The following is a 22,925-nucleotide window of genomic DNA, read 5'->3' as shown; positions in this document are numbered from 1 at the left end:
CTTGGGTGAAAGGAGGAGGGGCGAAATCTCCCACAGTCTGTACTGCGGCTAACAGTCAGAATCGAGCCTTGTCCCTCCTCCTCCCTTCAAGTCCTACCATACAAGCGAGCCTGCTCGCGATGGCGGCGGCTCAGCTCAAACAATGTCTCTGACACTCCGCTATCGCGAGCAGGCTCGCTCCCACAGGTTTTTGGTTACCGATTCGGTTGCGGCGTCAATCGCAGATAAGGTTTCACAGCGCGATAGCCTTTAGGGAAGCGCCGTTTGATTTCTTCCTCATCCTTAAGCGACGGCACGATCACCACTTCATCGCCGTCCTGCCAGTTGGCCGGGGTGGCGACTTTGTGGTTGTCGGTCAGTTGCAAGGAGTCGATCACCCGCAGGATCTCGTTGAAATTGCGCCCGGTACTGGCCGGGTAGGTGATGGTCAGGCGAATCTTCTTGTTCGGGTCGATCACGAACAGAGAACGCACGGTCAGGGTGTCACTGGCGTTGGGATGGATCAGGTCGTAGAGGTCCGACACCTTGCGGTCGGCGTCCGCCAGGATCGGGAAATTGACGACGGTGTTCTGGGTTTCGTTGATGTCCTCGATCCACTTGTGGTGCGAGTCCACCGGGTCGACCGAGAGGGCAATCGCTTTCACGCCGCGCTTGGCAAACTCATCCTTGAGCTTGGCGGTCAGACCCAATTCGGTGGTGCAGACCGGCGTGAAATCCGCCGGGTGGGAGAACAGCACACCCCAGCTATCGCCAAGCCATTCATGGAAGCGGATCCTGCCGGCGCTGGAATCCTGTTCGAAGTCGGGGGCGATGTCGCCGAGTCTGAGGCTCATGGTGCGGCTCCTTGATGAGGATCTTGTAGAGCCTGACTGTGCCTCGTTCTTAACGATTTGAAAAAGAATGAATACTGATCTTTATAGATCTGTTGGAAATATAAAAAAGTGTTCACTGGCGCCGACACATCTATAAGCCCAACATCCTCAACGAGGTTCGAGAAGGCCTCGAGTTGCTGAAAGAGGAGTCGTTTCGGGAAAGGCTACAGGGGTGGGCCTGACTCGAAAACGTAAAGCCCCGCCGGGCGCGTTGCCGGGCGGGGCTTTTTTTTGTTTTCAAAATTTCCTGACATGCCTGCCAAATTGTTAACCCGATGCCAGAACGAGCGGCTAGGATAGACGGCATGGACATTCAAGCATTGTTGACTCATCTGCAAGACCGGTTCCCTGACCTATTGGCGGTGTATCTGTTTGGCAGCCATGCGCAAGGAACCGCAGGACCCGACAGCGATGTCGATATGGCCGTGCTCGTGCCCGGCGAAATTGATCCGATGCAGCTATGGCAGATTGCAGGAGATATGGCGGATATAGCCAAGGTTCCGGTGGATCTGATCGATTTGCGTGCAGCAACAACCGTGATGCAGTACCAGATCGTGACCCGAGGGCAGCGCTTGTGGGCCAAAGACGTACAAGCCGGGCTATACGAGAGTTTTATCCTCAGCGAAAAAACTGCCTTCGACGCAGCACGAGCAGGCTTGCTCAAGGATATTCAGGAAAAAGGCACCGTGTATGGCCGATGACGTACTGATCAACAAAGCAGCGAGTATTGAACGCTGCGTCGCCAGGGTGAGGGAAGAGTACGAGAAGAATCCTGCCACCTTCACCACGGATTTTACCCGCCAGGATTCGGCGGTTCTGAATATCCAGCGGGCCTGTGAAGCGGCACTGGACATGGGGCAACATCTGATTCGACGTGAACGCCTGGGCGTCCCGCAAAGTGCCCGGGACGTGTTCGAGTTGCTTTACCAAGCTGGCTGGGTCGCCGAGGACCTGGTGAAAAATCTGAAGAATATGGTGGGCTTCAGAAATATCGCCGTGCACGACTATCAAGCACTGCAACTGCCTATCCTGATCGCCATCATTACCCAGCATCTGGGCGACTTCATTGCGTTCAGTGCAAACATACTGCGCAAGGACTCAACAGAGTCCGACATCTGACACCGAAAACGTAAAAGCCCCGCCCGGCGTGTTGCCGGGCGGGGCTTTTTTTCGTTACGCGAGCGCGTTACTTACAGCAACGGGATCGAGTAGCTGACGATCAGGCGGTTTTCATCCTGGTCGCGCTGACCTGGGATATCGTTGCGCCAGGTAGCGTTTTTCCACATCACGCCTACGTTCTTCAGAGCGCCTTCCGGTACAACGTAGCCAACGGTGATGTCACGCTCCCACTCGGTCTTGTCACCGGTGGCGTGATCAATATTGTCGCCACGCAGATAGATGACGCCAGCGGTCAGGCCAGGCACACCGAGCTTGGCGAAGTCGTACGAGTAGCGACCCTGCCAGGTACGTTCACCGGCACGGGCGAACTTGGCGATCTGCATGTCGGTAGTCAGGTAAGCCGACGAGCCGTCACCCTGGTTCAGCCAAGGGAAATCGCTGTCGCCGTTGCTGGCCTGATAGCCACCACCAAAGGTGTGACCTGCGACGGTGTAGAGGAACAAGCCGCTGTACAGGTTGTTGTCGACCTTGCCCTTGGTGACGCTGCCACCATAGTAGCCAGTGGTGTAGTAGTTGGAATCATGGCCATTGGCGCCGTCGCTGCGGCTGTTGAAATAGCGCAGATCAGATTTCAGTACGCCCGGACCGATGGCCCAGTTGTGAACCAGACCCAGGAAGTGCTGCTTGTAGAAGTCTTCCAGGTTGCCGTAGTAATACTGGGCAGTCAGGTCCTTGGTGATTTTGTAGTCACCGCCACCGTAGATGAATTTGTTGCTATCGCGGCCGCTCGCGGTACGACCGTTCGCACCGGCAATGGACAACTCCTCGTTGTTGCTGGAGTTACGACCTTTAGCGTGCTCGATCTGACCACCGATGAGGGTCAGGTCCTTGATTTCGTTCGAGGTGATCTGACCGCCCTGGAAGGTTTGCGGCAGCAAACGACCGTCATTGGTCACGATTACGGGCAGTTTTGGCTGCAAGGTGCCCAGCTTCAGCTCGGTCTGGGAAACCTTGGCTTTGGCAGTCAGGCCCAGGCTGGAGAAGTTATCCACCGCCTCGCCGTTGGAGTTGCTCGGGAAGACCGTACCGCCGTAGCTGTTGTTGGAGGCGCCGTTGGTACCGCCGCCCGAATCCAGCTTGATACCCAGCAGACCAATGGCATCGATACCGAAGCCAACGGTGCCTTGGGTGTAACCGGAGGTGAAGCGCAGGTCGAAACCTTGGCCCCATTCCTCAGACTTGTTCGTTGTAGCAGCAGAATCACGGTTATCCGTGTTGATGTAGAAGTTACGCAGACCCAAGGTAGCCTTGCTGTCTTCAATAAAACCGGCGGCGCCTGCCTGCTGCGCCAAAACCCCAACGGCCACGGCCAGGGCCAAGGTGGACTTGTTCATGCTTCGCTCCTCTCGTTTTCTAATTCTTGTGTATCTGTGGTTCCGGATCGAACGCCCGGAATCCGCGGATGCGCGATTAGCGCCAGACCGTGACTGACAAGTCAATCGTAACCATTTGTGATTACGACCATGGTCTAACGTCGCGATGCCGGCCCGCAGAATAATGGATTCTTTATAAATCCAAAAAGAATTGTTTCATTAGTTTTCAGCTCTTTTCGACATATGGTTGCCATCAAAGCATCATCAAACGATGGCATGGCGTATCGGCGACGTTTGGGATAACTGAATAGTACTTCGTCGGGCTTTTCCGAATTCAAGCAAACGAGGCACAGGAATTGATCCTGCGCTTTGAGGGGCTTCGATTCGAAGAGCAAGCATTCGCGCATGCCCCGATCTTGAGGCTTTCCAGACTAGACGCTCATTGTCTGAAATCAAGAAGAGCGCGGCAGCGCGACCATCGGCAAGAAAGGCCTACAACGCTTTTTCGAAGATTTTCGAATTGCGTTGATAGTTGTAGAGCGACGCGCGGGCGGCCGGCAGGCGTTCGACACTGCTGGGCTCGAAGCCACGCTCGCGGAACCAGTGGGCGGTACGGGTGGTGAGCACGAACAACGTCTTGAGTCCTTGGGCCCGGGCCCGGGTTTCGATTCGCTCCAGCAGTTCGTCGCCACGACCGCCGTGACGGTATTCCGGGTTCACCGCCAGACAGGCCAGCTCGCCAGCATCCGAATCGGCGATCTGGTAGAGCGCCGCGCAGGCGATGATCATGCCTTCGCGCTCGACCACACTGAACTGTTCGATTTCCCGCTCCAATACTTCGCGGGAACGACGTACAAGAATCCCCTGCTCTTCCAACGGACTGATCAGGTCCAGCAAGCCACCGACATCTTCGATAGCCGCTTCACGCACCACTTCGAATTGTTCTTGAGCCACCAGCGTGCCGCTGCCGTCGCGGGTGAACAGTTCGGCCAGCAGCGCACCGTCCTCGGCGTAACTGACGATGTGACTGCGGGCCACGCCGCCCCGGCAGGCCTGGGCCGCCGCATCCAGCAATTCGGCCTGGTAATCGCTGCCCAGGCGTTGCATATGCGCCGGGACTTGCTGCGGACGCAATTCGCGCACCAGCCGGCCGTCCTCACCGATCAATCCCGGCTCGGAGCCGAACAGCAGCAGTTTATCGGCCGCTAGGTCGATGGCCGCGCGGGTGGCAACGTCTTCGCAGGCAAGGTTGAAGATCTCCCCGGTGGGCGAATAGCCCAACGGCGACAGCAGCACGATGGAGCGCTCGTCCAGCAGGCGATTGATACCCTTGCGGTCGACCCGGCGCACTTCACCGGTGTGGTGGTAATCCACGCCCTCCAACACGCCGATCGGCCGCGCCGTGACCAGGTTGCCGCTCGCCACCCGCAACCGCGAACCCTGCATCGGCGAAGAGGCCATGTCCATCGACAGGCGCGCTTCAATGGCGATGCGCAACTGCCCGACCGCGTCGATCACGCATTCCAGGGTCGCGGCATCGGTGATGCGCATACCACGGTGGTAATGAGGGGTCAGCCCCCGCGCCGCGAGGCGGGTTTCAATCTGCGGGCGCGAACCATGGACCAGTACCAGGCGCACGCCGAGGCTGTGCAACAGCACCAGGTCATGGACGATATTGCCGAAGTTCGGATGTTCCACCCCATCGCCGGGCAGCATGACGATGAAGGTGCAATCACGGTGGGCATTGATGTATGGCGAAGCGTGGCGAAGCCAATTGACGTATTCGGGCATGAACCTGGACCTGTAATAAATAACAGCCAAAAAAAGACGAAACAGAACGCACAGCAGGCTGATGGTTATCGTCGGAACAGGCTTGGCGACACGCGCGCTCTCCTCATGAATACGGGCCCGAATGCGGGCGATTTAGCCGGCCGTGGCCGGCGTCAGGCAGTAATGTCCGATCAACTGCCGCAGCAGTTGCACGGTAGGCTGCAAACGTGACATTTCAAGGTACTCGCCGGGCTGGTGGGCACAGGCGATATCGCCAGGCCCCAGCACCAGGGTTTCGCAGCCAAGGCGCTGAAGATAAGGCGCTTCGGTGCCAAACGCCACTGCTTCGGCACGATAACCCGTGAGCCGCTCGGCCAGACGCACCAGTTCGGCGTCCTCGGCCTGCTCGAACGGCGGCACTTCGGGGAACAGCGGCGCATAGTCGATCTTGACCTGATGCCGTTCGGCAATCGGGTTGAGCTTCTGCTGGATGGCCGCCCGCAGCACTTGCGGATCCATGCCCGGTAGCGGGCGCAGGTCGAACTCCATGGAGCATTGGCCGCAGATTCGGTTAGGGTTGTCGCCACCGTGGATGCAGCCGAAGTTCAGGGTGGGCTGGGGCACGCTGAATTGCGGATTGCGGAATTCACGCTGCCATTGCAGGCGCAGGCCGCGCAGTTCCCCCATGGCATCGTGCATGGCTTCGAGGGCGCTACGACCCAGGCTTGGGTCGGAGGAATGACCGCTGCGCCCGAGGATGTCGATGCGCTCCATCATCACGCCTTTGTGCAGGCGAATCGGCCTGAGCCCGGTCGGCTCGCCGATGATGGCGGCACGCCCCAATGGACGCCCGGCCTCGGCCAGAGCCCGGGCACCCGCCATGGAGCTTTCCTCGTCAGAAGTGGCGAGAATCAGCAGCGGCTGCTTGAACGGCTGGTCCAGCAGCGGCTTGAGCGCCTCGATGGCGAGGGCGAAAAAGCCTTTCATGTCGCAGCTCCCCAGGCCAACCCAGCGGCCATCGACCTCGGTCAGTTTCAGCGGGTCGGTCTGCCACAACGCACCATCGAAGGGCACCGTGTCGCTATGCCCGGCCAGTACCAGGCCGCCCGGACCGCTGCCGAAACTGGCCAGCAGGTTGAACTTGCCGGGGCTGACCTGCTGGATATCACAGGAAAATCCAAGGTCACTGAGCCAACCCGCCAACAGTTCGATCACGGCACTGTTGGACTGGTCCAGCGTCGGTTGCGTACAGCTGACCGAAGGCGCGGCGATCAGGGCAGCGAACTGATCTTTCATGGATGGCAAAGGCATCGCTGTCTCCGGGCTTACAAATTGACGTCCATCATAGAACCATCCGGCGCCAGTAATAAACCGTCGCGGCACGCAAGGCGGATGACTCCTGTACACTGCACGACCTTGGCAGCCACACCTCTCCCCGGCTGCGCACCCGATCCCTGGATTTTCCGGCCATGCAGAAAGAAACCGAAATCAAACTCCGCGTCAGCCGCGAGACCCTGGCAGCCCTGCGCGAGCACCCGCTGCTGAAAAAACGCAACAAAGGCGGCTGGGAACGCCGCGAACTGATGAACCAGTATTTCGATACCCCCGAACGTGACCTGGCCCGGGCCAAAGTCGCCCTGCGCCTGCGTCGCGACGGCGAAGAGGTGATCCAGACCCTCAAGACCCGTGGCCAGAGCGTCGCCGGCCTGTCCGAGCGCAACGAGTACGACTGGCACCTGCCCAAAGCCAAGCTCGACCTGAAGAAACTCGACGGCGAATGCTGGCCCGAATCCCTGGCCGAACTGGACAAGAAAGCCCTGAAAGCCATCTTCACCACCGATTTCGTCCGCGAACGCGCTGAAATCGCCTGGGGCCGTGGAAAAAACAAAGTGGTCATCGAAGCCGCGCTGGACCTGGGCCATGTCGTGGTCGGCAAGCAGAAAGAAGAAATCTGCGAACTGGAGCTGGAACTGCGCGAAGGCGAACCCGCCGCCCTGCTGGAGTTGGCCGCCGAGCTGGCCGAGACCCTGCCCTTGATGCCTTGTGACATCAGCAAGGCCGAGCGTGGCTATCGCCTGCACGATGCAAGCAGCTACGCCCTGAGCCTGCCGGCTCCACAGCTGACCGCCGAGATGCCGCTGGATGACGCCTTTGCTGCGCTGAGCTGGCATTTGCTGGGCAGCAGCCAGCGCCTGGCCGAGCAATATCGCTTCAACGGCCACTGGCGCCTGTTGCAGGACTGGGTGGATAACCTGGCCGAACTGCGAGCCCTGCTCAGCAGCCTCGGCCAAGCCGCGCCACGCCAGTCGACCCACGACCTGCGCATTGCCCTGGATGCATTGCTGGAAGACTGGCGCCCGGTGGTCCAGGCCGGCCTGGACGACGAAGACGTGCGCAAGGCCGCGCCCGAGCAGTTCCTGGAAGAACTGCAAGACCCGCGCTGGGGCCTGTTCTCCCTCAACGCTTCTCGCTGGCTGCTGGCCCGTAGCTGGACGGCCGAGCGCAATACCCGTGGCAATCGCCAGGGGGCCGCACAATTGAACAGCTGGCTGCCGCGCCTGCTGGGGGAGGAGTCCTCGTCCCTGCAATTGCAACGTTATCAGCAGCAGCCGGAAGACCTGGCCGAACAGTTGCCACGCATCGAGCGCATCCAGGTCTGGTTGCACCATGCCCGGCAGGTACTCGATATCCCGGAAATGGACCGCCTCTACGGCGAGCTGAACAAACTGGCGCAACTGGCCAACGAGCCGATCACCGACGAAGCCCTGGAAGCACGTAAGCAGCAGGCGATCGCGGTGTATCAGAATCGGGCGTGGAAGACCTTGTTGCGCCTGTAACATCGCCATCGCGAGCAGGGCTCGCTCCCACATGTCGATCCGGGTTGGGCGCACTATCCGCGACAACCCCAACCCTTTGTGGAAGCAAGCCTGCTCGCGATGGGGCCAGACCATTCCCCACGCCGATCATCGCACCACCGGCAAACTCGTCGTGGACTTGATCTCCGACAGCGCCACGATCGAGTTCACCTCCTGAATCCCCGGCACCAGCGACAGTTTCTCGAAGAAGAAACGCTCATACGCCTCGATGTCCGCCGTGACGATGCGCAGCAGGAAATCCACCGACCCCATCAGTACGTAGCACTCAAGCACCTCGGGGAAGCCGCGAATCGCCTCGGTAAACTCGGTGAAATTCGACCGACCGTGAGCGTTGAGCTTGATTTCAGCGAAGATCTGCGTGTTAAGACCGATTTTCTTCCGATCGAGCAAAGTCACCTGCCCGCGGATGATGCCCTCCTCCTTCATCCGTTGGATTCGACGCCAACAGGGCGATTGGGACAAACCCACGCGCTCGGCAACCTGGGCGCTGGAGAGCGAAGCGTCTTCTTGCAGCAGTGCCAGTATCCGCCGGTCGTAACTGTCCAACTCGCTTTGCATAAATAAATCCTTAAAAATCCATTTATAAACTTGAACAATTCGCAGAACCGCGAATACCTCTGATATTAGATAAGAAATACCCGTTTCGGCATGCAAATATTTCTCCCGAACCCCAGGAGATCAATCATGCCCCCAATCGAATCCGTCAGCACGGTGCACACCCGTGCCGACGTCTGGCACACCGCCAACACCCATTGCCTTGCGCAATATCGGTTGCAGACCGAGGCCGAGGCCGACGTGTTGTGCCGGGCATTGAACCTGTTTGCCCTGCAGGGCCTGACGCCGCAGCAGGTTCACGTCGAGCGCGAGGATGATCTGCTGACCATGGAAATCCTCATGGACGGGCTCAGCTGGCACCGTGCCCAGGTTATTGCTGAAAAATTACGTAACCTGATCAGCGTCTGTTCGGTAACCCTGCGCAACGCTGACGAAACGTGGCTCGAGCCGGCCCAGGCCGTGGGTTGAGGCCGGCCGGAGCAAGAATTCGAAACGCATTGGTCGGGTAGTGGCCCAACGGTCCATAGGGTCGGGACTATTCTTTTGCAGACCGAGAGGACGCCGAAGCGTCTGTATCGCGGCTTTGCTGCAATTGTACATAGGAATCCCGCATGTCCACCAAACACGCCACTCAGGACCGCTGGCTGGACCTCAACGATCTGTTGCGCCAGTTGGTCGCCCAGGGCCTCATCAGCCAGGACTCGGCAGAAACCGCGCTCAACGCCCGGCGACGCCACAGCGCCAGTTCTCAGTTGCATCCCCTGGAGTTCATCGCCAACCAGCATCTGGACGATCTCAGCCGCCCCGGCAAGCGCCTGGACCTGGAAAACCTGACCCTGTGGTTGGCCCAGCAGGCCGGCCAACCCTACCTGCGTATCGATCCGTTGAAAATCAACGTCGCGGCCGTCACGCCCCTGATGTCATACGCCTTTGCCCAGCGCCACAAGATCCTGGCGGTGGCGGTCGATCGCGACGCCGTCACCGTCGCCAGCGCCCAACCTTACGTCAGCAGTTGGGAATCGGATCTGACCCACGTACTGAAGCTGCCGATCAAGCGGGTGGTCGCCAACCCGGTGGACATCCAGCGCCTGAGCGTGGAGTTCTATCGCCTCGCCAAATCGGTCAGCGGCGCGACCGCTGTCGACCAGCAACCGAGCAACCTGAGCAATTTCGAACAACTGCTCAACCTCGGCGCCAGCGATCAGGAACCGGACGCCAACGACGCACACATCGTCAACATCGTCGACTGGCTGTTCCAGTACGCCTTCCAGCAGCGCGCCAGCGATATCCACATCGAGCCACGGCGCGAGCAAGGCACGGTGCGATTTCGAATCGACGGGGTGCTGCACACCGTCTATCAGTTCCCGCCACAGGTGACGATGGCGATCATCAGTCGCCTGAAGAACCTGGGGCGAATGAACGTCGCGGAAAAGCGCAAACCCCAGGACGGCCGGGTCAAGACCAAGACGCCCGACGGCGGAGAGGTGGAATTGCGCCTGTCGACCTTGCCCACGGCGTTCGGCGAAAAAATGGTCATGCGGATCTTCGATCCGGAAGTGCTGCTCAAGGATTTCGACCAGCTCGGCTTTTCCGCCGATGACCTGCGTCGCTGGCAGGACATGACCCGCCAGCCCAACGGCATCGTCCTGGTGACCGGCCCCACCGGTTCCGGCAAAACCACCACCCTCTACACCACCCTCAAGAAACTGGCGACGCCGGAGGTGAACCTTTGCACCATCGAGGACCCGATCGAGATGGTCGAGACGTCCTTCAATCAGATGCAGGTGCAACACAACATCGACCTGAGCTTTGCCGCCGGCGTTCGGGCACTGATGCGGCAGGATCCGGACATCATCATGATCGGCGAGATCCGCGACCTGGAAACCGCCGAAATGGCCATCCAGGCAGCGCTCACCGGGCACCTGGTGCTCTCGACGCTGCACACCAACGACGCACCGAGCGCCATCAGCCGCTTGCTGGAACTCGGCGTGCCCCATTACCTGATCAAGGCGACGGTGCTGGGGGTCATGGCCCAGCGCCTGGTGCGCACGCTGTGCCCCCATTGCAAGGCGCCCCTGACTCTGGACGAGGATGACTGGCACACCCTGACGCGCCCGTGGCAGGCCCCGCTGCCCAGCAACGCGCACCAGGCTGTCGGCTGCCTGGAATGTCGTGACACCGGCTATCGCGGGCGCGCCGGGGTGTACGAAATCCTGCAGTTGAGCGACAACATCAAGGGACTCATCCACGCCGACACTGACCTGCTGGCGGTACGTCGCCAGGCATTCAAGGAGGGCATGCGCAGCTTGCGACTGTCCGGCGCACAGAAAGTCGCCGCCGGGCTGACGACGGTTGAGGAGGTGCTGCGGGTGACGCCGCAAAGCGAGCAGAAATGAGCGTGGCGACGCTTGACCGGACGGTCATGGAACTGAATCGAGGCGCAGGTAATCCAACGTCATAGTTAACCCCGTGGAGTCACTCATCATGCGTCTCAAACTGGCTGTCGCTACCCTGGCCTTGCTGTCTCTTCCTGTTGGCTCGGCAATGGCCGACACGTTTTGGCGTAACGTCATCTCGTCCGGTGCAACCACCGGTTCCACTTACCTGACCTTCAAGGATCACAAGCTGATCGTCGCCGCCCAGGACGATGCCGGCAGTTTCGTCGCCAGTGATGGCAACATCCGTGGCCCATACCTGGAAGCAGCCATGCAGAAGGTCCGTGCCGACAACCCCGGCCTGCAAGCTTCCGACATGGAGCTGGCCAACGCGATCCTGGCGAAAAACGCCGTCGCCCAGGACTGATTCAACACGATGAAAAATGCCGCTCGATCGAGCGGCATTTTCTTTGGAAGTCTCCAGTCCGCCCTGTGGGAGCGAGCCTGCTCGCGATGACGGTGGATCAGCAATACAAAGGGTGACTGACACACCGCATTCGCGAGCAAGCCCGTGCCCACAGGTTTCGCGGTTACTCGCCGATCAAATCCTTGTAGCCCGCCGCATCCAGCAACCGATCCAGATCGGCACTTGCATTGGAAGGCTTGATCTTGAAGATCCACGATTCGTAGGGCGTATTGTTCAGTGCTTCCGGCTCATCGCCCAGGGCCTCGTTGACTGCAACGACTTCACCCGACACGGGCGAATAGATATCCGACGCTGCCTTCACCGATTCCACCACCCCTGCCGCATCACCGGCCGCCAATTCTTTGCCAAGCTCCGGCAGCTCGATGAACACGACATCACCCAGAGCCTCCTGAGCGTGATCGGAAATACCCACGGTGACACTACCGTCAGCCTCCAGGCGCGCCCACTCGTGACTTTCGGCAAAACGCAGTTCGGCAGGGATGTCGCTCATATTCTGTGTCCTCTAGAGAAGTGTCAGCGGCCAACGGCCAGCAAAAAGTTAGATCAGGGTTCTGCCATGGCGGACAAAGGTCGGCTTGACCACCCGTACCGGGTACCACTTACCACGAATCTCCACCTCGGCGCGGTCGGCCGTAGCCATCGGAACACGAGCCAGGGCGATCGACTTGCTAAGCGTAGGAGAAAAACTACCACTGGTGATCTCCCCTTCGCCAATATCGGCGATGCGGACCACCTGATGGGCACGCAGAACCCCGCGCTCTTCGAGCACCAGGCCGACCAGTTTATGCTGCACGCCTGCGGCGAGTTCGGCTTCCAGCGCCGTACGCCCGATGAACTGGCGGCTCGCCGGCTCCCAGGCGATGCTCCACGCCATGTTCGAGGCCAGCGGGGAAACGTCTTGATGAATATCCTGGCCGTAGAGATTCATGCCAGCTTCCAGGCGCAGGGTATCGCGGGCGCCGAGGCCGATTGGAGAAATGCCGGCACCCACCAGATCGTTGAAGAAACTCAGGGCTTCATGGGCGGGCAGGACGATTTCCAGGCCATCCTCTCCGGTGTAACCGGTGCGGGCGATGAACCATTCGCCGTCGGAACGACCTTCGAAGGGTTTGAGTTGCTGGATCAACTGACCACGGGATTGCGTGACCAGCTCGGCAATCTTGTGTCGGGCTTGAGGCCCCTGAATAGCCAGCATTGCCAGCTCGGGGCGCTCGCGCAGTTGCACGTCATAGGCTCCGAGCTGCGCCTGCATCCACGCCAGGTCCTGCTCGCGGGTCGAGGCATTGAAGACCAGACGGTAACCGTCCTCGATCCGGTAGACGATCATGTCGTCGACGATACCGCCGCGCTCGTTGAGCATGGCGCTGTAGAGGGCATGGCCCGTGTCCTGCAAGCGATTGACATCGTTGGCGAGCAAGCGCTGCAACCAGGACTTCGCCTGGGGACCGGCGACATCGATCACCGTCATGTGGGACACATCGAACACACCGCAGTCGCGACGCACCTGATGATGCTCTTCGACTTGCGAGCCGTAATGCAGAGGCATATCCCAACCGCCAAAATCGACCATCTTCGCGCCGAGGGCGAGATGAAGGTCATACAGAGGCGTACGCTGTCCCATGGGTTTCTCCTTCCGGGCTTGGCGAAGGTGCGGACGGGCACTGCACGGCGCGAACGCCGAAGGGCATTTTCAGCCGCTCTCAGTTACCCGGTCTGACAGACAGACCGCACCGAATGCGGCGCATTGTAGCCGCATGACGGTAGACTGGCACCTGTGAACACTAGCGTGCCGAACGACGTATTAATCCGATGACCGGCAACAGCCCCACCAGTACCAGGGTCAACGCCGGCAGCGCGGCCCGCGCCCACTCCCCTTCGCTGGTCATTTCGAAGATGCGCACAGCCAGCGTGTCCCAGCCGAACGGGCGCATCAGCAAGGTCGCGGGCATTTCCTTGAGGACATCCACGAACACCAGCAACGCCGCACTCAAGGTGCCGGGCAGCAGCAACGGCAGATACACTTTGAAAAACAGTCGTGGCCCACTGACACCCAGACTGCGTGCCGCTTCCGGCAATGACGGACGGATTCGTCCCAGGCTGCTCTCCAACGGGCCGTATGCCACCGCCAGGAAACGCACCAGGTACGCCAGCAACAGAGCCGCCAGACTGCCCAGCAACAGGGGCTTGCCCGCGCCGCCCAACAAGGTCGACAGCGGAATGACCAACTCGCGATCCAGGTAGCTGAACGCAAGCATGATCGACACCGCCAGTACCGAGCCGGGCAAGGCATATCCCAGGTTCGCCACGCCCACACCGGCGCGGATCGTACGGGTCGGCGCCAGACGGCGGGCGAAAGCCAGCAGCAAGGCAACGCAAACGGTGACCAATGCCGCCATGCCACCCAGGTACAGCGTGTGGACGATCAACCCGGCATAACGCTCATCGAGATCGAAACGCCCCCGCTGCCAGAACCACACCACCAGTTGCAGGACCGGAATGACAAAGGCGCAGGCGAACACCAGCAGGCACCAACCGCTGGCTGCGAGCGCCTTGAGCCCACGCAAGTGATACAACGCCTTGACCCGGGGTCGCTCATTGCTGACCCGCTGGGCACCTCGGGCACGACGCTCTCCGTAGAGCACCAGCATCACCGCCAGCAGCAGAAGACTGGCCAACTGGGCAGCACTGGAGAGGCTGAAGAAGCCGTACCAGGTCTTATAGATGGCGGTGGTGAACGTGTCGAAGTTGAACACGGACACCGCACCGAAATCCGCCAGCGTCTCCATCAGCGCCAACGCAACGCCCGCGCCGATGGCTGGACGGGCCATCGGCAGCGCCACCCGCCAGAACGCCTGCCAGGGCGATTGGCCCAACACCCTGGCCGCCTCCATCAATCCCTTGCCCTGGGCCAGGAACGCACTTCGCGCCAGCAGGTAGACGTAAGGATAGAAAACCAGGATCAACACCAGGATCACCCCGCCGGTGGAACGGACCCGGGGCAGACGCAGGCCGCTGCCGAACCCCTCACGCAGCAACGTCTGCACCGGGCCGGCAAAATCCAGCAGGCCGACGAAGACGAATGCCAGCACGTAGGCAGGGATGGCGAACGGCAACATCAACGCCCAGTCAAGCCACCGGCGACCGGGAAACTCACAGAGGCTGGTGAGCCAGGCGAGACTGACGCCCAGTAATGTCACACCTGCGCCGACGCCGATGATCAACGTCAGCGTGTTGCCCAGCAGACGTGGCATCTGGGTGTCCCAGAGATGGGACCAGATCTGTGCATCGATGCTCTGCCAGGACAGCAGCAGGACACTCAAGGGCAGCAGGACCAACGCAGCAATGGCGAAGACCAGGGGGTACCAGCGGCGTTGGACGGGGTGGGCCAAGGAGAATACTCGGACGATCAATGGACGCGTATTAAACCGCAAAAAATCGCAGCCCGCGGCGCTCCTGGCAGTTGGCTAACCGCCAGGAACCTCACAGGCTGCGATCCAGGAAGCGCTTAATTCCAGCCGGCGCGGTCCATCATGCGAATGGCCTCGGCCTGGCGTTTACCCGCCACTTCCACCGGCAACGTGTCGGCCTTGAACTTGCCCCAGGCTGCGACTTCCTTGGACGGCTCCACTTTCGGGTTGGCCGGGAACTCCTGGTTGACGTCGGCAAAGATGCTCTGCGCCTCGGGCGTGGTCATCCACTCCACCAGTTTTTGTGCCGCTTCGGGATGCGGCGCGTACTTGGTCAGGCCGATACCCGAGAGGTTGATGTGCACACCACGGTCAGCCTGGTTCGGCCAGAACAGCTTCACCTTCAGGTCCGGCTTCTGCTGGTGCAGGCGGCCGAAGTAGTAGGTGTTGACGATGCCGACGTCGCACTGCCCGGCGTTGATGGCCTCCAGCAGCGCGGTGTCGTCGGAGAAGACATCCGTGGACAGGTTGCGGACCCAGCCCTTGAGGATCTGCTCGGTTTTCTCCGCGCCATGGGTTTCGATCAGGGTGGCGGTCAGGGACTGGTTGTAGACCTTCTTCGAGGTGCGCAGGCACAGGCGGCCTTCCCACTCGTTGCCCGCCAGGGCTTCATAAGTGCTCAGCTCGCCTGGTTTGACCCGGTCGGTGGAATAGACAATCGTCCGCGCCCGCAGGCTCAAGCCGGTCCAGGCATGGGAGGACGCACGATATTGAGACGGGATGTTGGCGTCGATCACCGGGGAGGTGAACGGCTGGAGGATGCCCATCTGCTCGGCCTGCCAGAGGTTGCCGGCGTCGACGGTCAACAGCAGGTCGGCCGTGGCGTTTTCGCCTTCGGCCTTGATGCGCTGCATTAACGGCGCTTCCTTGTCGGTGATGAACTTCACCGAAACACCCGTCTTCTTGGTGTAGGCGTCAAAGACCGGCTTGATCAGCTCGTCGATACGCGAAGAGTAAACCACCACCTCATCGGCGGCCTGGACAGCCGTGGTGCCGATCAGGGTCAGGGCGAGGGCGGACAGCAGGCGCTTGGGTGCCGACATGGGGGCAGTCTCTCGATGGTGAACGAGCGCAAATGATAAGGACTCACATTTGGCATCTCAATCGAACCGTGGGTCGAGACGTTTCCAAATGTTGCGATGAGGCCATGAGCCCCACCCCAGTTCTCAGACCCTGGCCAGATCCGGCAGATCTCCAGTCAACCCCAGCGCTTCGCGCACGAACAGCGCCTTGGCTTCTGGCAAGCGGTCCACCAGTTTCAAACCGGTATTGCGCAACCAGCGCACCGGTAACGGATCGGCCTGGAATAGCCGCTCGAAACCCTCCATCGCCGCCATCAGCGCCAGGTTATGGGGCATGCGCCGGCGTTCGTAGCGGCTCAGCACCTTGACGTCCGCCAGCCGCTCGCCCCGTCCGGCTGCCTGTAACAACACTTCGGCCAGCACGGCAGCGTCGAGGAACCCCAGGTTCACCCCCTGCCCGGCCAAAGGATGGATGGTGTGGGCTGCGTCGCCGATCAGCGCCAGTCCTTCGGCCACGTAGCGCTTGGCGTGCCGCTGACGCAACGGCACGCACAAGCGCGGGTCGGCGCTGATGACATGGCCGAGCTGGCCTTCGAAGGCCCGCTCCAGCTCGCCGCAGAAGCCAGCCTCATCGAGCGCCATCAGTCGCTGTGCCTCACCTGGGGTGGTGGACCAGACAATCGAGCACCAGTCGTGCCGGCCCTCTCGCTCCAGGGGCAGGAACGCCAGAGGGCCGTCGTCGGTGAAACGCTGCCAGGCCGTCATCCGGTGCGGCCGGGCGCTGCGCACGCTGGTAACGATGGCATGGTGCATGTAATCCCACTCCCGGGTGGCAACCCCGGTCAGGCGCCGCACGGCGGAATTGGCGCCGTCCGCAGCAATGACCAGCGGCGCGCGCAAGGTGCGGCCATCCGCCAGGGTCAGCAGCCAGTCGTCGCCGGAACGGCGCATCTGTTCCAATCGGGCGTTGGCCAGCAGGCCCAAATCGCAGTCATGCAACCGGTCCAGCAAAGCGTCCTGCACGACACGGTTTTCCACGATGTGACCCAACACGTCGGCATGCAGGCTGGCGGCCGAAAAATGGATCTGCCCGGTACCGCTGCCGTCCCAGACGTGCATGTCGGTGTACGGGCTGGCGCGACGGGCGGTGATGCCCTCCCACACACCCAGGCGCTCGAGGATCCGCTGGCTGGCCGCCGACAGGGCGCTGACCCGGGGCTCGAACGCCGCTTGGGGATCGTAGGGTTTGACGCTCATCGGGCTGCCGTCCAGCAGCAGCACTTGCAAGCCACTGCCCTGCAACGCCAACGCCAGGGCGCTGCCGACCATACCGGCACCGACAATCAGCAGATCTGCACGCATTTCCATGCTTCAAGCCTGTGTTGCGGACGGCACGGGCCGCCCATGAAAAGAAAGTCCGGCACCCTGACTACACATCGGGCCGGGTCCCCAGGCCCATGGCCTGGCGGGCGAACCAGCGCTTGGCTGGTGGCAGCAGGTCGAGGCCCAGCAAACCGAGGTTGCGGCCCAGGGACACCAGCGGCAGGCTGCTGCTGAACAGGCGCGTGACCTGATCGGAAAAGCCGACGGTCAAGGTCTGGTCCAGCCGCTGGCGTTCGCGGTAGGCCTGCAATACGGCAAAGTCGCCCGGCGCGCTGTCGCTGCCGAGCAGTGCATCGGCCAGGGCCTGGGCATCGCGCAGGGACAGGTTGAATCCTTGCCCTGCAATCGGATGCAAGCTATGGGCGGCATTGCCCAGGATCGCCAGATGGGGGCGCACCTGCTCTTCGGCCTCCACCAGCGCCAGTGGATAGAGATGTCGCGCGCCCACCTGCTTCAAGGTACCCAGGCGATAGCCGAACACCCCCTGCAATTCGCTGAGGAAACTGCGCTCGTCGAGGGCTGCCAGCCGTTGCGCATCCATGCCCTGGCGGGTCCAGACCAGCGCGCAACGGTTCTCCGGCAGCGGCAACAAGGCCATCGGGCCATCATCGGTGAAGCGCTCGAAGGCCATGCCGTTGTGGGCTACGCCGGGGGTGATGTTGGCAATCAGTGCGCTCTGGTCATAGGGCCGGTTCCGCACGCCGATGCCTAACTGCTCTCGCAGATTGGAGCGGCCACCATCGGCCAGCACTGCAAGGTCGCATTCCAGGAGGGTTTCGTCGTCCAATGTCAGGCGATACCCGCCCACCATCGGCTCCATCCGGGTGACCTGCGCCGGGCACCGCCAGCTGACCACTTCAGGGTCCAGGGCGTGCCACAGGCACTGGCCGAGCCAGGCGTTTTCCACCACGTAGCCCAGGGCCGGCACGCCCTCTTCCATGGCCGACAGCCGCGCCGTGGAAAACCGTCCGCGATCGGACACATGGATCTGCTTGATCGGCTCGGCCCGACGGGAAACTTCCTGCCAGAGCCCCAGGCGCTGATAGATCTGCCGGGAACCGAACGACAGCGCCGAGGACCGGGCGTCATAGCTCGGTTGCCAGGCATGACCGGGCGCAAAAGGCTCGATCAGCGTGATCGTCCAGCCTCGGGTCTTGGCGCCGACCTGCAGCGCCAGTGCCAGGCTCGCCCCCACCAGCCCGCCGCCGATGATCGCCAGGTTGACCCGGCTCATGCCGCCTGGGTCCGTGCGGCGGCCATCAGGGCCTCGATTTCGGCCACCGTCTTCGGCACGCCACGGCTCAGGATTTCACAACCGGTTCTGGTCACTACCACGTCATCCTCGATGCGCACGCCAATGCCGCGCCATTTTTTTGCGACGCTACGGTTGTCCGGGCTGATATAGATACCCGGCTCTACCGTCAGCGTCATGCCGACTTCCAATACCCGCCATTCGCCGCCGACCCGGTACTCGCCCACGTCATGCACGTCCATGCCCAGCCAATGACCGGCACGATGCATGTAGAACGTCCGGTAGGCCTCGCTGGCGATCAATTCGTCCACGTCGCCTTCCAGCAGCCCCAAGCGTACCAGCCCCTCGGTAATGACCCGGACCGTCGCTTCATGGGCCTGGTTCCAGTGCTTGTCCGGCGCGATCTCGGCAAACGCCGCTTCCTGGGCCGCCAGTACCAGCTCGTAGATCGCCTTCTGCTCGGGCGAGAATTTGCCGTTGACCGGCCAGGTCCGCGTGATGTCACTGGCGTAGCAGTCGATTTCACAACCGGCGTCGATCAACACCAGGTCGCCGTCCTTGAGCAACGCGTCGTTCTGCTGATAGTGCAGGATGCAACCGTTACGGCCTGCCGCAACGATCGAGCCATAGGCCGGCATCTTCGCCCCGCCCTTGCGGAACTCGTAATCGAGTTCGGCTTCCAGGCTGTATTCGTACAGGCCCGGACGCGCCGCCTGCATCGCACGAATATGCGCCTGGGCGGAGATCCTCGCGGCCTCGCGCATGACCTTCAATTCCGCCGCCGATTTATACAGGCGCATGTCGTGCAGCAGATGATCCAGGGCAACGAATTCGTTCGGCGGCTGGGCACCGAGGTTGGCCTTGGAGCGGATCACGTTGATCCACTCCATCAGGTGCCGGTCGAATTCCGGGTTGCTGCCCATGGCCGAATACACCCGGTCACGGCCCTCGATCAGGCCCGGCAGGATGTCGTCGATGTCGGTGATGGGGAACGCGTCGTCCGCACCATAGTCGCGTATCGCCCCTTCCTGGCCGGCCCGCAGGCCATCCCATAATTCCCGCTCGGCGTTGCGCTCGCGACAGAACAGGATGTACTCGCCATGAGCCCGGCCGGGGATCAGCACAATGACCGCCTGCGGCTCGGGGAAACCGCTGAGGTACTGGAAATCGCTGTCCTGACGGTAGACATGCTCGACGTCGCGGTTGCGGATTGCCACGGCGGCCGCGGGCAGGATGGCAATGCTGTTGGGTTCCATCTGCGCCATCAGGGCCTTGCGGCGACGGCTGTATTCCGATTTCGGGATATGGATCATGGGCAGACGGAGTTCCCTTTCCAGCGATCAGTGCAAGGATGGCTTGGCGGCCGGCTCGGCGGTTTTCCTGGTTTCGGTGAACAGCAACAGAGGCGCGACCCGCAGGTATTCCATCACCTCCATGTAGTCGCTCTCGCCGTCCTCGGATTCTTCCAGGGCGTCCTGGACCTGGGAGATTGCCGCCAGATCCTGCAGCACCTCGTTGGCCTCTGCACTCAGCGCATAGGCTCGGCGGGTCAGGCCGAAGCCGGCGAGGAAGCCCTGGCACCATTGACCCAGGGCAGCGGCGCGCTCGGCCAGCGGCGCGTCGTCGGTGGGCAGCAGCAGGACGACGGTCATGTCGTCGCTGGTCAATTCGCCCTTGACCATTTCCTGCAGGCCGATGAGGGCGTTGCGGACGTTGTCCGTCGGCTCGCCTTCAAGCAGCTCGGCGGCGTCGGCCAACCAACCTTCGGCGTCGAAGCCGGCACCGGCACAACTGCGCCCGAGCAACAGGCCATGCAGTTCGGCAGGCGAAACGGGATGACCGCTGGTGCTCAGCAGGGTGGCGAAAGCTTGATACGGTGAATTCTGAATGGGCATGGGCAGCTAGGCGCCAGACGGCGCTATGTCTAGAATGGAGGCCTTGTATCCTACATCGACAGACTCGCCAAGACTATCAGAGGCTGTACGACCCAATCCCCATCAGACACCTTCTTCAGTGGACACAATGGAAGACACCGACCTGCAAGCGCTGATGGCCAGACTCGAATTGCTAATTGACCGGGTCGAGCAACTTAAGCGTCAAAACGGACTCCTATTAGCTCAGGAAAAAACCTGGCGCGAGGAACGCGCGCACCTCATTGAAAAAAACGAAATCGCCCGGCGTAAGGTCGAATCGATGATTTCGCGCCTCAAGGCCCTGGAGCAAGACTCATGAGTTCAAGCAATAGCGTTACCGTGCAGATCCTCGATAAAGAGTATTCGATCATCTGCCCCCAGGAAGAGCGCAGCAACCTGGTGAGCGCCGCCCGTTACCTGGATGGCAAGATGCGCGAGATCCGCAGCAGCGGCAAAGTCATCGGTGCCGACCGCATCGCCGTGATGGCCGCCTTGAACATTACGCACGACCTTTTGCATCGCCAGGACACGCCGCAAGTGCAAGTCAGCGGTTCGACCCGTGAGCAGGTGCGCGACCTGCTCGAACGGGTGGATCTGGTGCTGACCACTGATCCGGACGTCAGCAAGGGCTGATTCGCGAGGCATCCTGAGGTATACTCGCATCACTCCCTGGGGTGCTTGCCAGTTGGTGATGTCCCTGAGCCGATACGCACAACCACGGGGGTTGCACGTTGGGGCCGGTGTGCATGTCCGCTTGACGGAAAGCCTTAACGCCCCCTGCAACTTCCACCTTGAACTCTCGGGTTCAAGGGCTAAGCCGACAGCGGTTCATCCGGGGAGCCTGATCCCAGACAATGCCAGTCAACAAGACTGGCATTGTTGTGTCTGGCGCGGGCATTTCTGGCCACGGCGTTTGCGGTTACCCTGTCGCCACGACCATTGCCGAAGCATCGATCATGACCGAGCCCGCGCTGCTGCCCCGCCCACAATTGCGACGCCTGCTGCGCCAGGCCCGGCGCGCCCTGACGCCGGCCCAGCAACGCGAAGCGGCCCGCGGACTCTACCGGCAACTGGCCCAGCATCCGCTGTTTCGCCGCGCCAGGCACATTGCCCTGTACTTGCCCAACGATGGCGAAATCGATCCGCGTCTGCTGCTACGGGCCGCCCAGCGTCGGGGCAAGTCCACTTATCTGCCGGTGCTCAGCCCGTGGCCGCGGACCAAGATGGTTTTCCAGCGCATCCGTCCTGGCGAGAAGTTGCGGCCCAATCGTTTTCGCATCCTGGAACCCCACGTCAGCATTGCCCGGCAACGCAAGGTGTGGGCACTGGACCTGGTGCTGTTGCCGCTGGTGGGATTCGATGATGTCGGAGGTCGGCTGGGGATGGGGGGCGGTTTTTATGACCGCAGCCTGGCCTATCTGGCGCGACGCAAGCAATGGCGCAAGCCGACACTGCTGGGGCTGGCCCATGAATGTCAAAAGGTCGAACGGCTGGCGCAGGCAAGCTGGGACGTGCCGTTGCAAGGAACGGTCAGTGACAAGCGCTGGTATGTCGCAGGATAGACGCCGCGATACCCGGCGGCGTCTGCAAGGCAGCTTCAGTGTTTAAGCGAGGGCGCGGGCTGGGTGATGTCCATTGGTGCTTCGGTCTTGCTGGCCCATAGGCTTTGGGCGTAACCGGTGGTCACGACACCCAGACCGAACAGAATGACCAGAATCCACAACAAATCCGGTTTGCGTTTCATCGATTGCCCCCCTCAAGGCATATCACACACGATGACAGCAGCGGTTTTCTTATTGGCCGTGCAGCAGCGTCAAGCTTGGAAGGTCGGCATTTTGCGGCAACCTGAACCGGCACGCAAACACTGGCGTCAACCGACCGTCGGTTTGTCATAAAATCGGCGAACTTTTTCAACACCGCCACCGGAGTATGAAACATGGCCTATTGGCTGATGAAATCCGAGCCTGACGAACTGTCCATCCAGGACCTGCAGAAACTCGGCCAGGCACGCTGGGACGGTGTCCGCAACTATCAGGCGCGCAACTTCCTGCGGGCCATGGCCCACGGCGACTCGTTCTTTTTCTACCACTCCAGTTGCCCTGAACCCGGAATCGCCGGGATCGGCCGAGTCGTTCGTACCGCCTACCCGGACCCGACAGCCCTGGAGCCCGACAGCCACTATTTCGACCCCAAGGCCAGCCCCGAAAAAAATCCGTGGACGGCCATCGATGTGGCCCATGTCGAGACGTTTCCCCGTGTGTTGAAGCTCGACTACCTCAAACAGCAGGCCGCCCTGACGCAAATGCCGCTGGTACAAAAGGGCTCACGCCTGTCGGTCATGCCGGTGACCCCCGAACAATGGGCGGCGGTCATTGCCTTGCACTGACTGGCCATGAGTTGATGGATATCAATCTCGTCCCATGGCACCCCCGCTAGACTGCAGCGCTACAGCCGCAGGATG

The 22,925-nt window shown here is 61.3% G+C and carries 24 protein-coding genes and 1 other RNA gene; 11 read left to right on the top strand and 14 right to left on the bottom strand.

Features of this window, described 5'->3' with window-relative positions:
* Positions 1–194: 194 nt before the first annotated feature.
* Positions 195–833: a peroxiredoxin gene (locus EGM97_RS17265; RefSeq protein ID WP_238961657.1), complete on the bottom strand. Its 639-nt coding sequence runs from the start codon at positions 831–833 to the stop codon at positions 195–197.
* Between the two features lie 344 nt (positions 834–1,177).
* Here EGM97_RS17265 and mntA point away from each other — a divergent pair, with 344 nt between their 5' ends.
* The gene (gene mntA / locus EGM97_RS17260; protein WP_238961658.1) at positions 1,178–1,573 is read left to right on the top strand and encodes a type VII toxin-antitoxin system MntA family adenylyltransferase antitoxin; all 396 of its coding nucleotides are present in this window, start codon (positions 1,178–1,180) and stop codon (positions 1,571–1,573) included.
* On the top strand, positions 1,563–1,991 hold the full coding sequence (gene hepT, locus EGM97_RS17255) for a type VII toxin-antitoxin system HepT family RNase toxin (protein WP_238961659.1): 429 nt from the start codon (positions 1,563–1,565) through the stop codon (positions 1,989–1,991). Before mntA ends, hepT begins: the two co-directional genes overlap by 11 nt.
* 71 nt (positions 1,992–2,062) lie before the next feature.
* Here the strand turns inward: hepT and EGM97_RS17250 are convergent, their stop codons facing one another.
* From EGM97_RS17250 to argE, 3 genes are all read right to left on the bottom strand, one after another.
* Entirely contained in the window at positions 2,063–3,385 is a 1,323-nt protein-coding gene (locus EGM97_RS17250) for an OprD family porin (protein WP_053148378.1), read from the bottom strand.
* 471 nt (positions 3,386–3,856) lie between these two features.
* Positions 3,857–5,155: an amino-acid N-acetyltransferase gene (gene argA, locus EGM97_RS17245; RefSeq protein ID WP_232776813.1), complete on the bottom strand. Its 1,299-nt coding sequence runs from the start codon at positions 5,153–5,155 to the stop codon at positions 3,857–3,859.
* A gap of 132 nt (positions 5,156–5,287) precedes the next feature.
* Complete coding sequence (gene argE, locus EGM97_RS17240; RefSeq protein ID WP_238961660.1) at positions 5,288–6,445, bottom strand: acetylornithine deacetylase; 1,158 nt, start codon at positions 6,443–6,445, stop codon at positions 5,288–5,290.
* Positions 6,446–6,603: 158 nt separating this feature from the next.
* Here argE and EGM97_RS17235 point away from each other — a divergent pair, with 158 nt between their 5' ends.
* Positions 6,604–7,971, top strand: coding sequence for a CYTH domain-containing protein (locus EGM97_RS17235; RefSeq protein WP_238961661.1), 1,368 nt, complete (start codon positions 6,604–6,606; stop codon positions 7,969–7,971).
* A 126-nt stretch (positions 7,972–8,097) separates the two neighbouring features.
* On the opposite strand, the gene EGM97_RS17230 is transcribed toward EGM97_RS17235, so the two are convergent.
* A complete protein-coding gene (locus EGM97_RS17230; protein WP_238961662.1) occupies positions 8,098–8,568 on the bottom strand; it encodes an Lrp/AsnC family transcriptional regulator in 471 nt (156 codons plus the stop codon).
* A gap of 126 nt (positions 8,569–8,694) precedes the next feature.
* On the opposite strand from EGM97_RS17230, the gene EGM97_RS17225 reads away from it, so the two are divergent.
* The 3 genes from EGM97_RS17225 (at position 8,695) to EGM97_RS17215 (ending at position 11,367) form a co-directional block, all read left to right on the top strand.
* A complete protein-coding gene (locus EGM97_RS17225) occupies positions 8,695–9,033 on the top strand; it encodes a hypothetical protein (RefSeq protein ID WP_238961663.1) in 339 nt (112 codons plus the stop codon).
* A gap of 143 nt (positions 9,034–9,176) precedes the next feature.
* On the top strand, positions 9,177–10,961 hold the full coding sequence (tfpB, locus tag EGM97_RS17220) for a type IV pilus assembly ATPase TfpB (RefSeq protein ID WP_238961664.1): 1,785 nt from the start codon (positions 9,177–9,179) through the stop codon (positions 10,959–10,961).
* Positions 10,962–11,046: 85 nt separating this feature from the next.
* The gene (locus tag EGM97_RS17215; protein ID WP_238961767.1) at positions 11,047–11,367 is read left to right on the top strand and encodes a DUF2388 domain-containing protein; all 321 of its coding nucleotides are present in this window, start codon (positions 11,047–11,049) and stop codon (positions 11,365–11,367) included.
* Positions 11,368–11,530: 163 nt separating this feature from the next.
* Here EGM97_RS17215 and gcvH read toward each other — a convergent pair whose 3' ends face one another.
* From gcvH to EGM97_RS17175, 8 genes are all read right to left on the bottom strand, one after another.
* The gene (gcvH, locus tag EGM97_RS17210) at positions 11,531–11,917 is read right to left on the bottom strand and encodes a glycine cleavage system protein GcvH (RefSeq protein ID WP_238961665.1); all 387 of its coding nucleotides are present in this window, start codon (positions 11,915–11,917) and stop codon (positions 11,531–11,533) included.
* 48 nt (positions 11,918–11,965) lie between these two features.
* A complete protein-coding gene (gcvT, locus tag EGM97_RS17205; protein WP_238961666.1) occupies positions 11,966–13,048 on the bottom strand; it encodes a glycine cleavage system aminomethyltransferase GcvT in 1,083 nt (360 codons plus the stop codon).
* A gap of 160 nt (positions 13,049–13,208) precedes the next feature.
* The gene (locus EGM97_RS17200) at positions 13,209–14,816 is read right to left on the bottom strand and encodes an ABC transporter permease (RefSeq protein ID WP_238961667.1); all 1,608 of its coding nucleotides are present in this window, start codon (positions 14,814–14,816) and stop codon (positions 13,209–13,211) included.
* A gap of 116 nt (positions 14,817–14,932) precedes the next feature.
* The gene (locus EGM97_RS17195; protein WP_238961668.1) at positions 14,933–15,937 is read right to left on the bottom strand and encodes an extracellular solute-binding protein; all 1,005 of its coding nucleotides are present in this window, start codon (positions 15,935–15,937) and stop codon (positions 14,933–14,935) included.
* 123 nt (positions 15,938–16,060) lie between these two features.
* Entirely contained in the window at positions 16,061–17,278 is a 1,218-nt protein-coding gene (locus tag EGM97_RS17190; RefSeq protein WP_238961768.1) for a 2-octaprenyl-3-methyl-6-methoxy-1,4-benzoquinol hydroxylase, read from the bottom strand.
* Positions 17,279–17,345: 67 nt separating this feature from the next.
* Complete coding sequence (gene ubiH / locus EGM97_RS17185) at positions 17,346–18,533, bottom strand: 2-octaprenyl-6-methoxyphenyl hydroxylase (RefSeq protein ID WP_238961669.1); 1,188 nt, start codon at positions 18,531–18,533, stop codon at positions 17,346–17,348.
* Positions 18,530–19,864 (bottom strand): Xaa-Pro aminopeptidase, encoded by a 1,335-nt coding sequence (gene pepP / locus EGM97_RS17180; RefSeq protein WP_238961670.1) that lies wholly within the window; start codon positions 19,862–19,864, stop codon positions 18,530–18,532. The genes ubiH and pepP overlap by 4 nt, the downstream gene beginning before the upstream one ends.
* A 27-nt stretch (positions 19,865–19,891) precedes the next feature.
* Complete coding sequence (locus tag EGM97_RS17175) at positions 19,892–20,446, bottom strand: YecA/YgfB family protein (protein WP_238961671.1); 555 nt, start codon at positions 20,444–20,446, stop codon at positions 19,892–19,894.
* A gap of 127 nt (positions 20,447–20,573) precedes the next feature.
* Here EGM97_RS17175 and EGM97_RS17170 point away from each other — a divergent pair, with 127 nt between their 5' ends.
* The 4 genes from EGM97_RS17170 (at position 20,574) to EGM97_RS17155 (ending at position 22,026) form a co-directional block, all read left to right on the top strand.
* On the top strand, positions 20,574–20,783 hold the full coding sequence (locus tag EGM97_RS17170; protein ID WP_017845111.1) for a TIGR02449 family protein: 210 nt from the start codon (positions 20,574–20,576) through the stop codon (positions 20,781–20,783).
* Positions 20,780–21,097, top strand: coding sequence for a cell division protein ZapA (locus EGM97_RS17165; RefSeq protein ID WP_238961672.1), 318 nt, complete (start codon positions 20,780–20,782; stop codon positions 21,095–21,097). Before EGM97_RS17170 ends, EGM97_RS17165 begins: the two co-directional genes overlap by 4 nt.
* 30 nt (positions 21,098–21,127) lie before the next feature.
* Positions 21,128–21,307: non-coding RNA, 6S RNA (gene ssrS / locus EGM97_RS17160), on the top strand.
* A gap of 113 nt (positions 21,308–21,420) precedes the next feature.
* Complete coding sequence (locus EGM97_RS17155) at positions 21,421–22,026, top strand: 5-formyltetrahydrofolate cyclo-ligase (RefSeq protein ID WP_238961673.1); 606 nt, start codon at positions 21,421–21,423, stop codon at positions 22,024–22,026.
* A 35-nt stretch (positions 22,027–22,061) separates the two neighbouring features.
* On the opposite strand, the gene EGM97_RS17150 is transcribed toward EGM97_RS17155, so the two are convergent.
* The gene (locus tag EGM97_RS17150; RefSeq protein ID WP_238961674.1) at positions 22,062–22,208 is read right to left on the bottom strand and encodes a hypothetical protein; all 147 of its coding nucleotides are present in this window, start codon (positions 22,206–22,208) and stop codon (positions 22,062–22,064) included.
* 192 nt (positions 22,209–22,400) lie between these two features.
* On the opposite strand from EGM97_RS17150, the gene EGM97_RS17145 reads away from it, so the two are divergent.
* Positions 22,401–22,850, top strand: a complete 450-nt coding sequence (locus tag EGM97_RS17145) for an EVE domain-containing protein (protein ID WP_238961675.1) — start codon at positions 22,401–22,403, stop codon at positions 22,848–22,850.
* The last annotated feature ends 75 nt before the right edge of the window (positions 22,851–22,925 follow it).

Origin of the sequence: Pseudomonas sp. AF32 (genome assembly GCF_022342325.2) — a bacterium.
Lineage (GTDB): Bacteria > Pseudomonadota > Gammaproteobacteria > Pseudomonadales > Pseudomonadaceae > Aquipseudomonas > Aquipseudomonas uvaldensis.
The sequence above is the reverse complement of the archived record's forward strand: the minus strand, read 5'-3'. Positions and strand labels throughout refer to the sequence as shown.

Bases quoted from the DNA above. Each gene is read 5' to 3' on its own strand.
- EGM97_RS17265 (WP_238961657.1), bottom strand. From the start codon at position 833: ATGAGCCTCAGACTCGGCGACATCGCCCCCGACTTCGAACAGGATTCC.
- mntA (WP_238961658.1), top strand. From the start codon at position 1,178: ATGGACATTCAAGCATTGTTGACTCATCTGCAAGACCGGTTCCCTGAC.
- hepT (WP_238961659.1), top strand. From the start codon at position 1,563: ATGGCCGATGACGTACTGATCAACAAAGCAGCGAGTATTGAACGCTGC.
- EGM97_RS17250 (WP_053148378.1), bottom strand. From the start codon at position 3,385: ATGAACAAGTCCACCTTGGCCCTGGCCGTGGCCGTTGGGGTTTTGGCG.
- argA (WP_232776813.1), bottom strand. From the start codon at position 5,155: ATGCCCGAATACGTCAATTGGCTTCGCCACGCTTCGCCATACATCAAT.
- argE (WP_238961660.1), bottom strand. From the start codon at position 6,445: ATGCCTTTGCCATCCATGAAAGATCAGTTCGCTGCCCTGATCGCCGCG.
- EGM97_RS17235 (WP_238961661.1), top strand. From the start codon at position 6,604: ATGCAGAAAGAAACCGAAATCAAACTCCGCGTCAGCCGCGAGACCCTG.
- EGM97_RS17230 (WP_238961662.1), bottom strand. From the start codon at position 8,568: ATGCAAAGCGAGTTGGACAGTTACGACCGGCGGATACTGGCACTGCTG.
- EGM97_RS17225 (WP_238961663.1), top strand. From the start codon at position 8,695: ATGCCCCCAATCGAATCCGTCAGCACGGTGCACACCCGTGCCGACGTC.
- tfpB (WP_238961664.1), top strand. From the start codon at position 9,177: ATGTCCACCAAACACGCCACTCAGGACCGCTGGCTGGACCTCAACGAT.
- gcvH (WP_238961665.1), bottom strand. From the start codon at position 11,917: ATGAGCGACATCCCTGCCGAACTGCGTTTTGCCGAAAGTCACGAGTGG.
- gcvT (WP_238961666.1), bottom strand. From the start codon at position 13,048: ATGGGACAGCGTACGCCTCTGTATGACCTTCATCTCGCCCTCGGCGCG.
- EGM97_RS17195 (WP_238961668.1), bottom strand. From the start codon at position 15,937: ATGTCGGCACCCAAGCGCCTGCTGTCCGCCCTCGCCCTGACCCTGATC.
- EGM97_RS17190 (WP_238961768.1), bottom strand. From the start codon at position 17,278: ATGCGTGCAGATCTGCTGATTGTCGGTGCCGGTATGGTCGGCAGCGCC.
- ubiH (WP_238961669.1), bottom strand. From the start codon at position 18,533: ATGAGCCGGGTCAACCTGGCGATCATCGGCGGCGGGCTGGTGGGGGCG.
- pepP (WP_238961670.1), bottom strand. From the start codon at position 19,864: ATGATCCATATCCCGAAATCGGAATACAGCCGTCGCCGCAAGGCCCTG.
- EGM97_RS17175 (WP_238961671.1), bottom strand. From the start codon at position 20,446: ATGCCCATTCAGAATTCACCGTATCAAGCTTTCGCCACCCTGCTGAGC.
- EGM97_RS17170 (WP_017845111.1), top strand. From the start codon at position 20,574: ATGGAAGACACCGACCTGCAAGCGCTGATGGCCAGACTCGAATTGCTA.
- EGM97_RS17165 (WP_238961672.1), top strand. From the start codon at position 20,780: ATGAGTTCAAGCAATAGCGTTACCGTGCAGATCCTCGATAAAGAGTAT.
- EGM97_RS17155 (WP_238961673.1), top strand. From the start codon at position 21,421: ATGACCGAGCCCGCGCTGCTGCCCCGCCCACAATTGCGACGCCTGCTG.
- EGM97_RS17150 (WP_238961674.1), bottom strand. From the start codon at position 22,208: ATGAAACGCAAACCGGATTTGTTGTGGATTCTGGTCATTCTGTTCGGT.
- EGM97_RS17145 (WP_238961675.1), top strand. From the start codon at position 22,401: ATGGCCTATTGGCTGATGAAATCCGAGCCTGACGAACTGTCCATCCAG.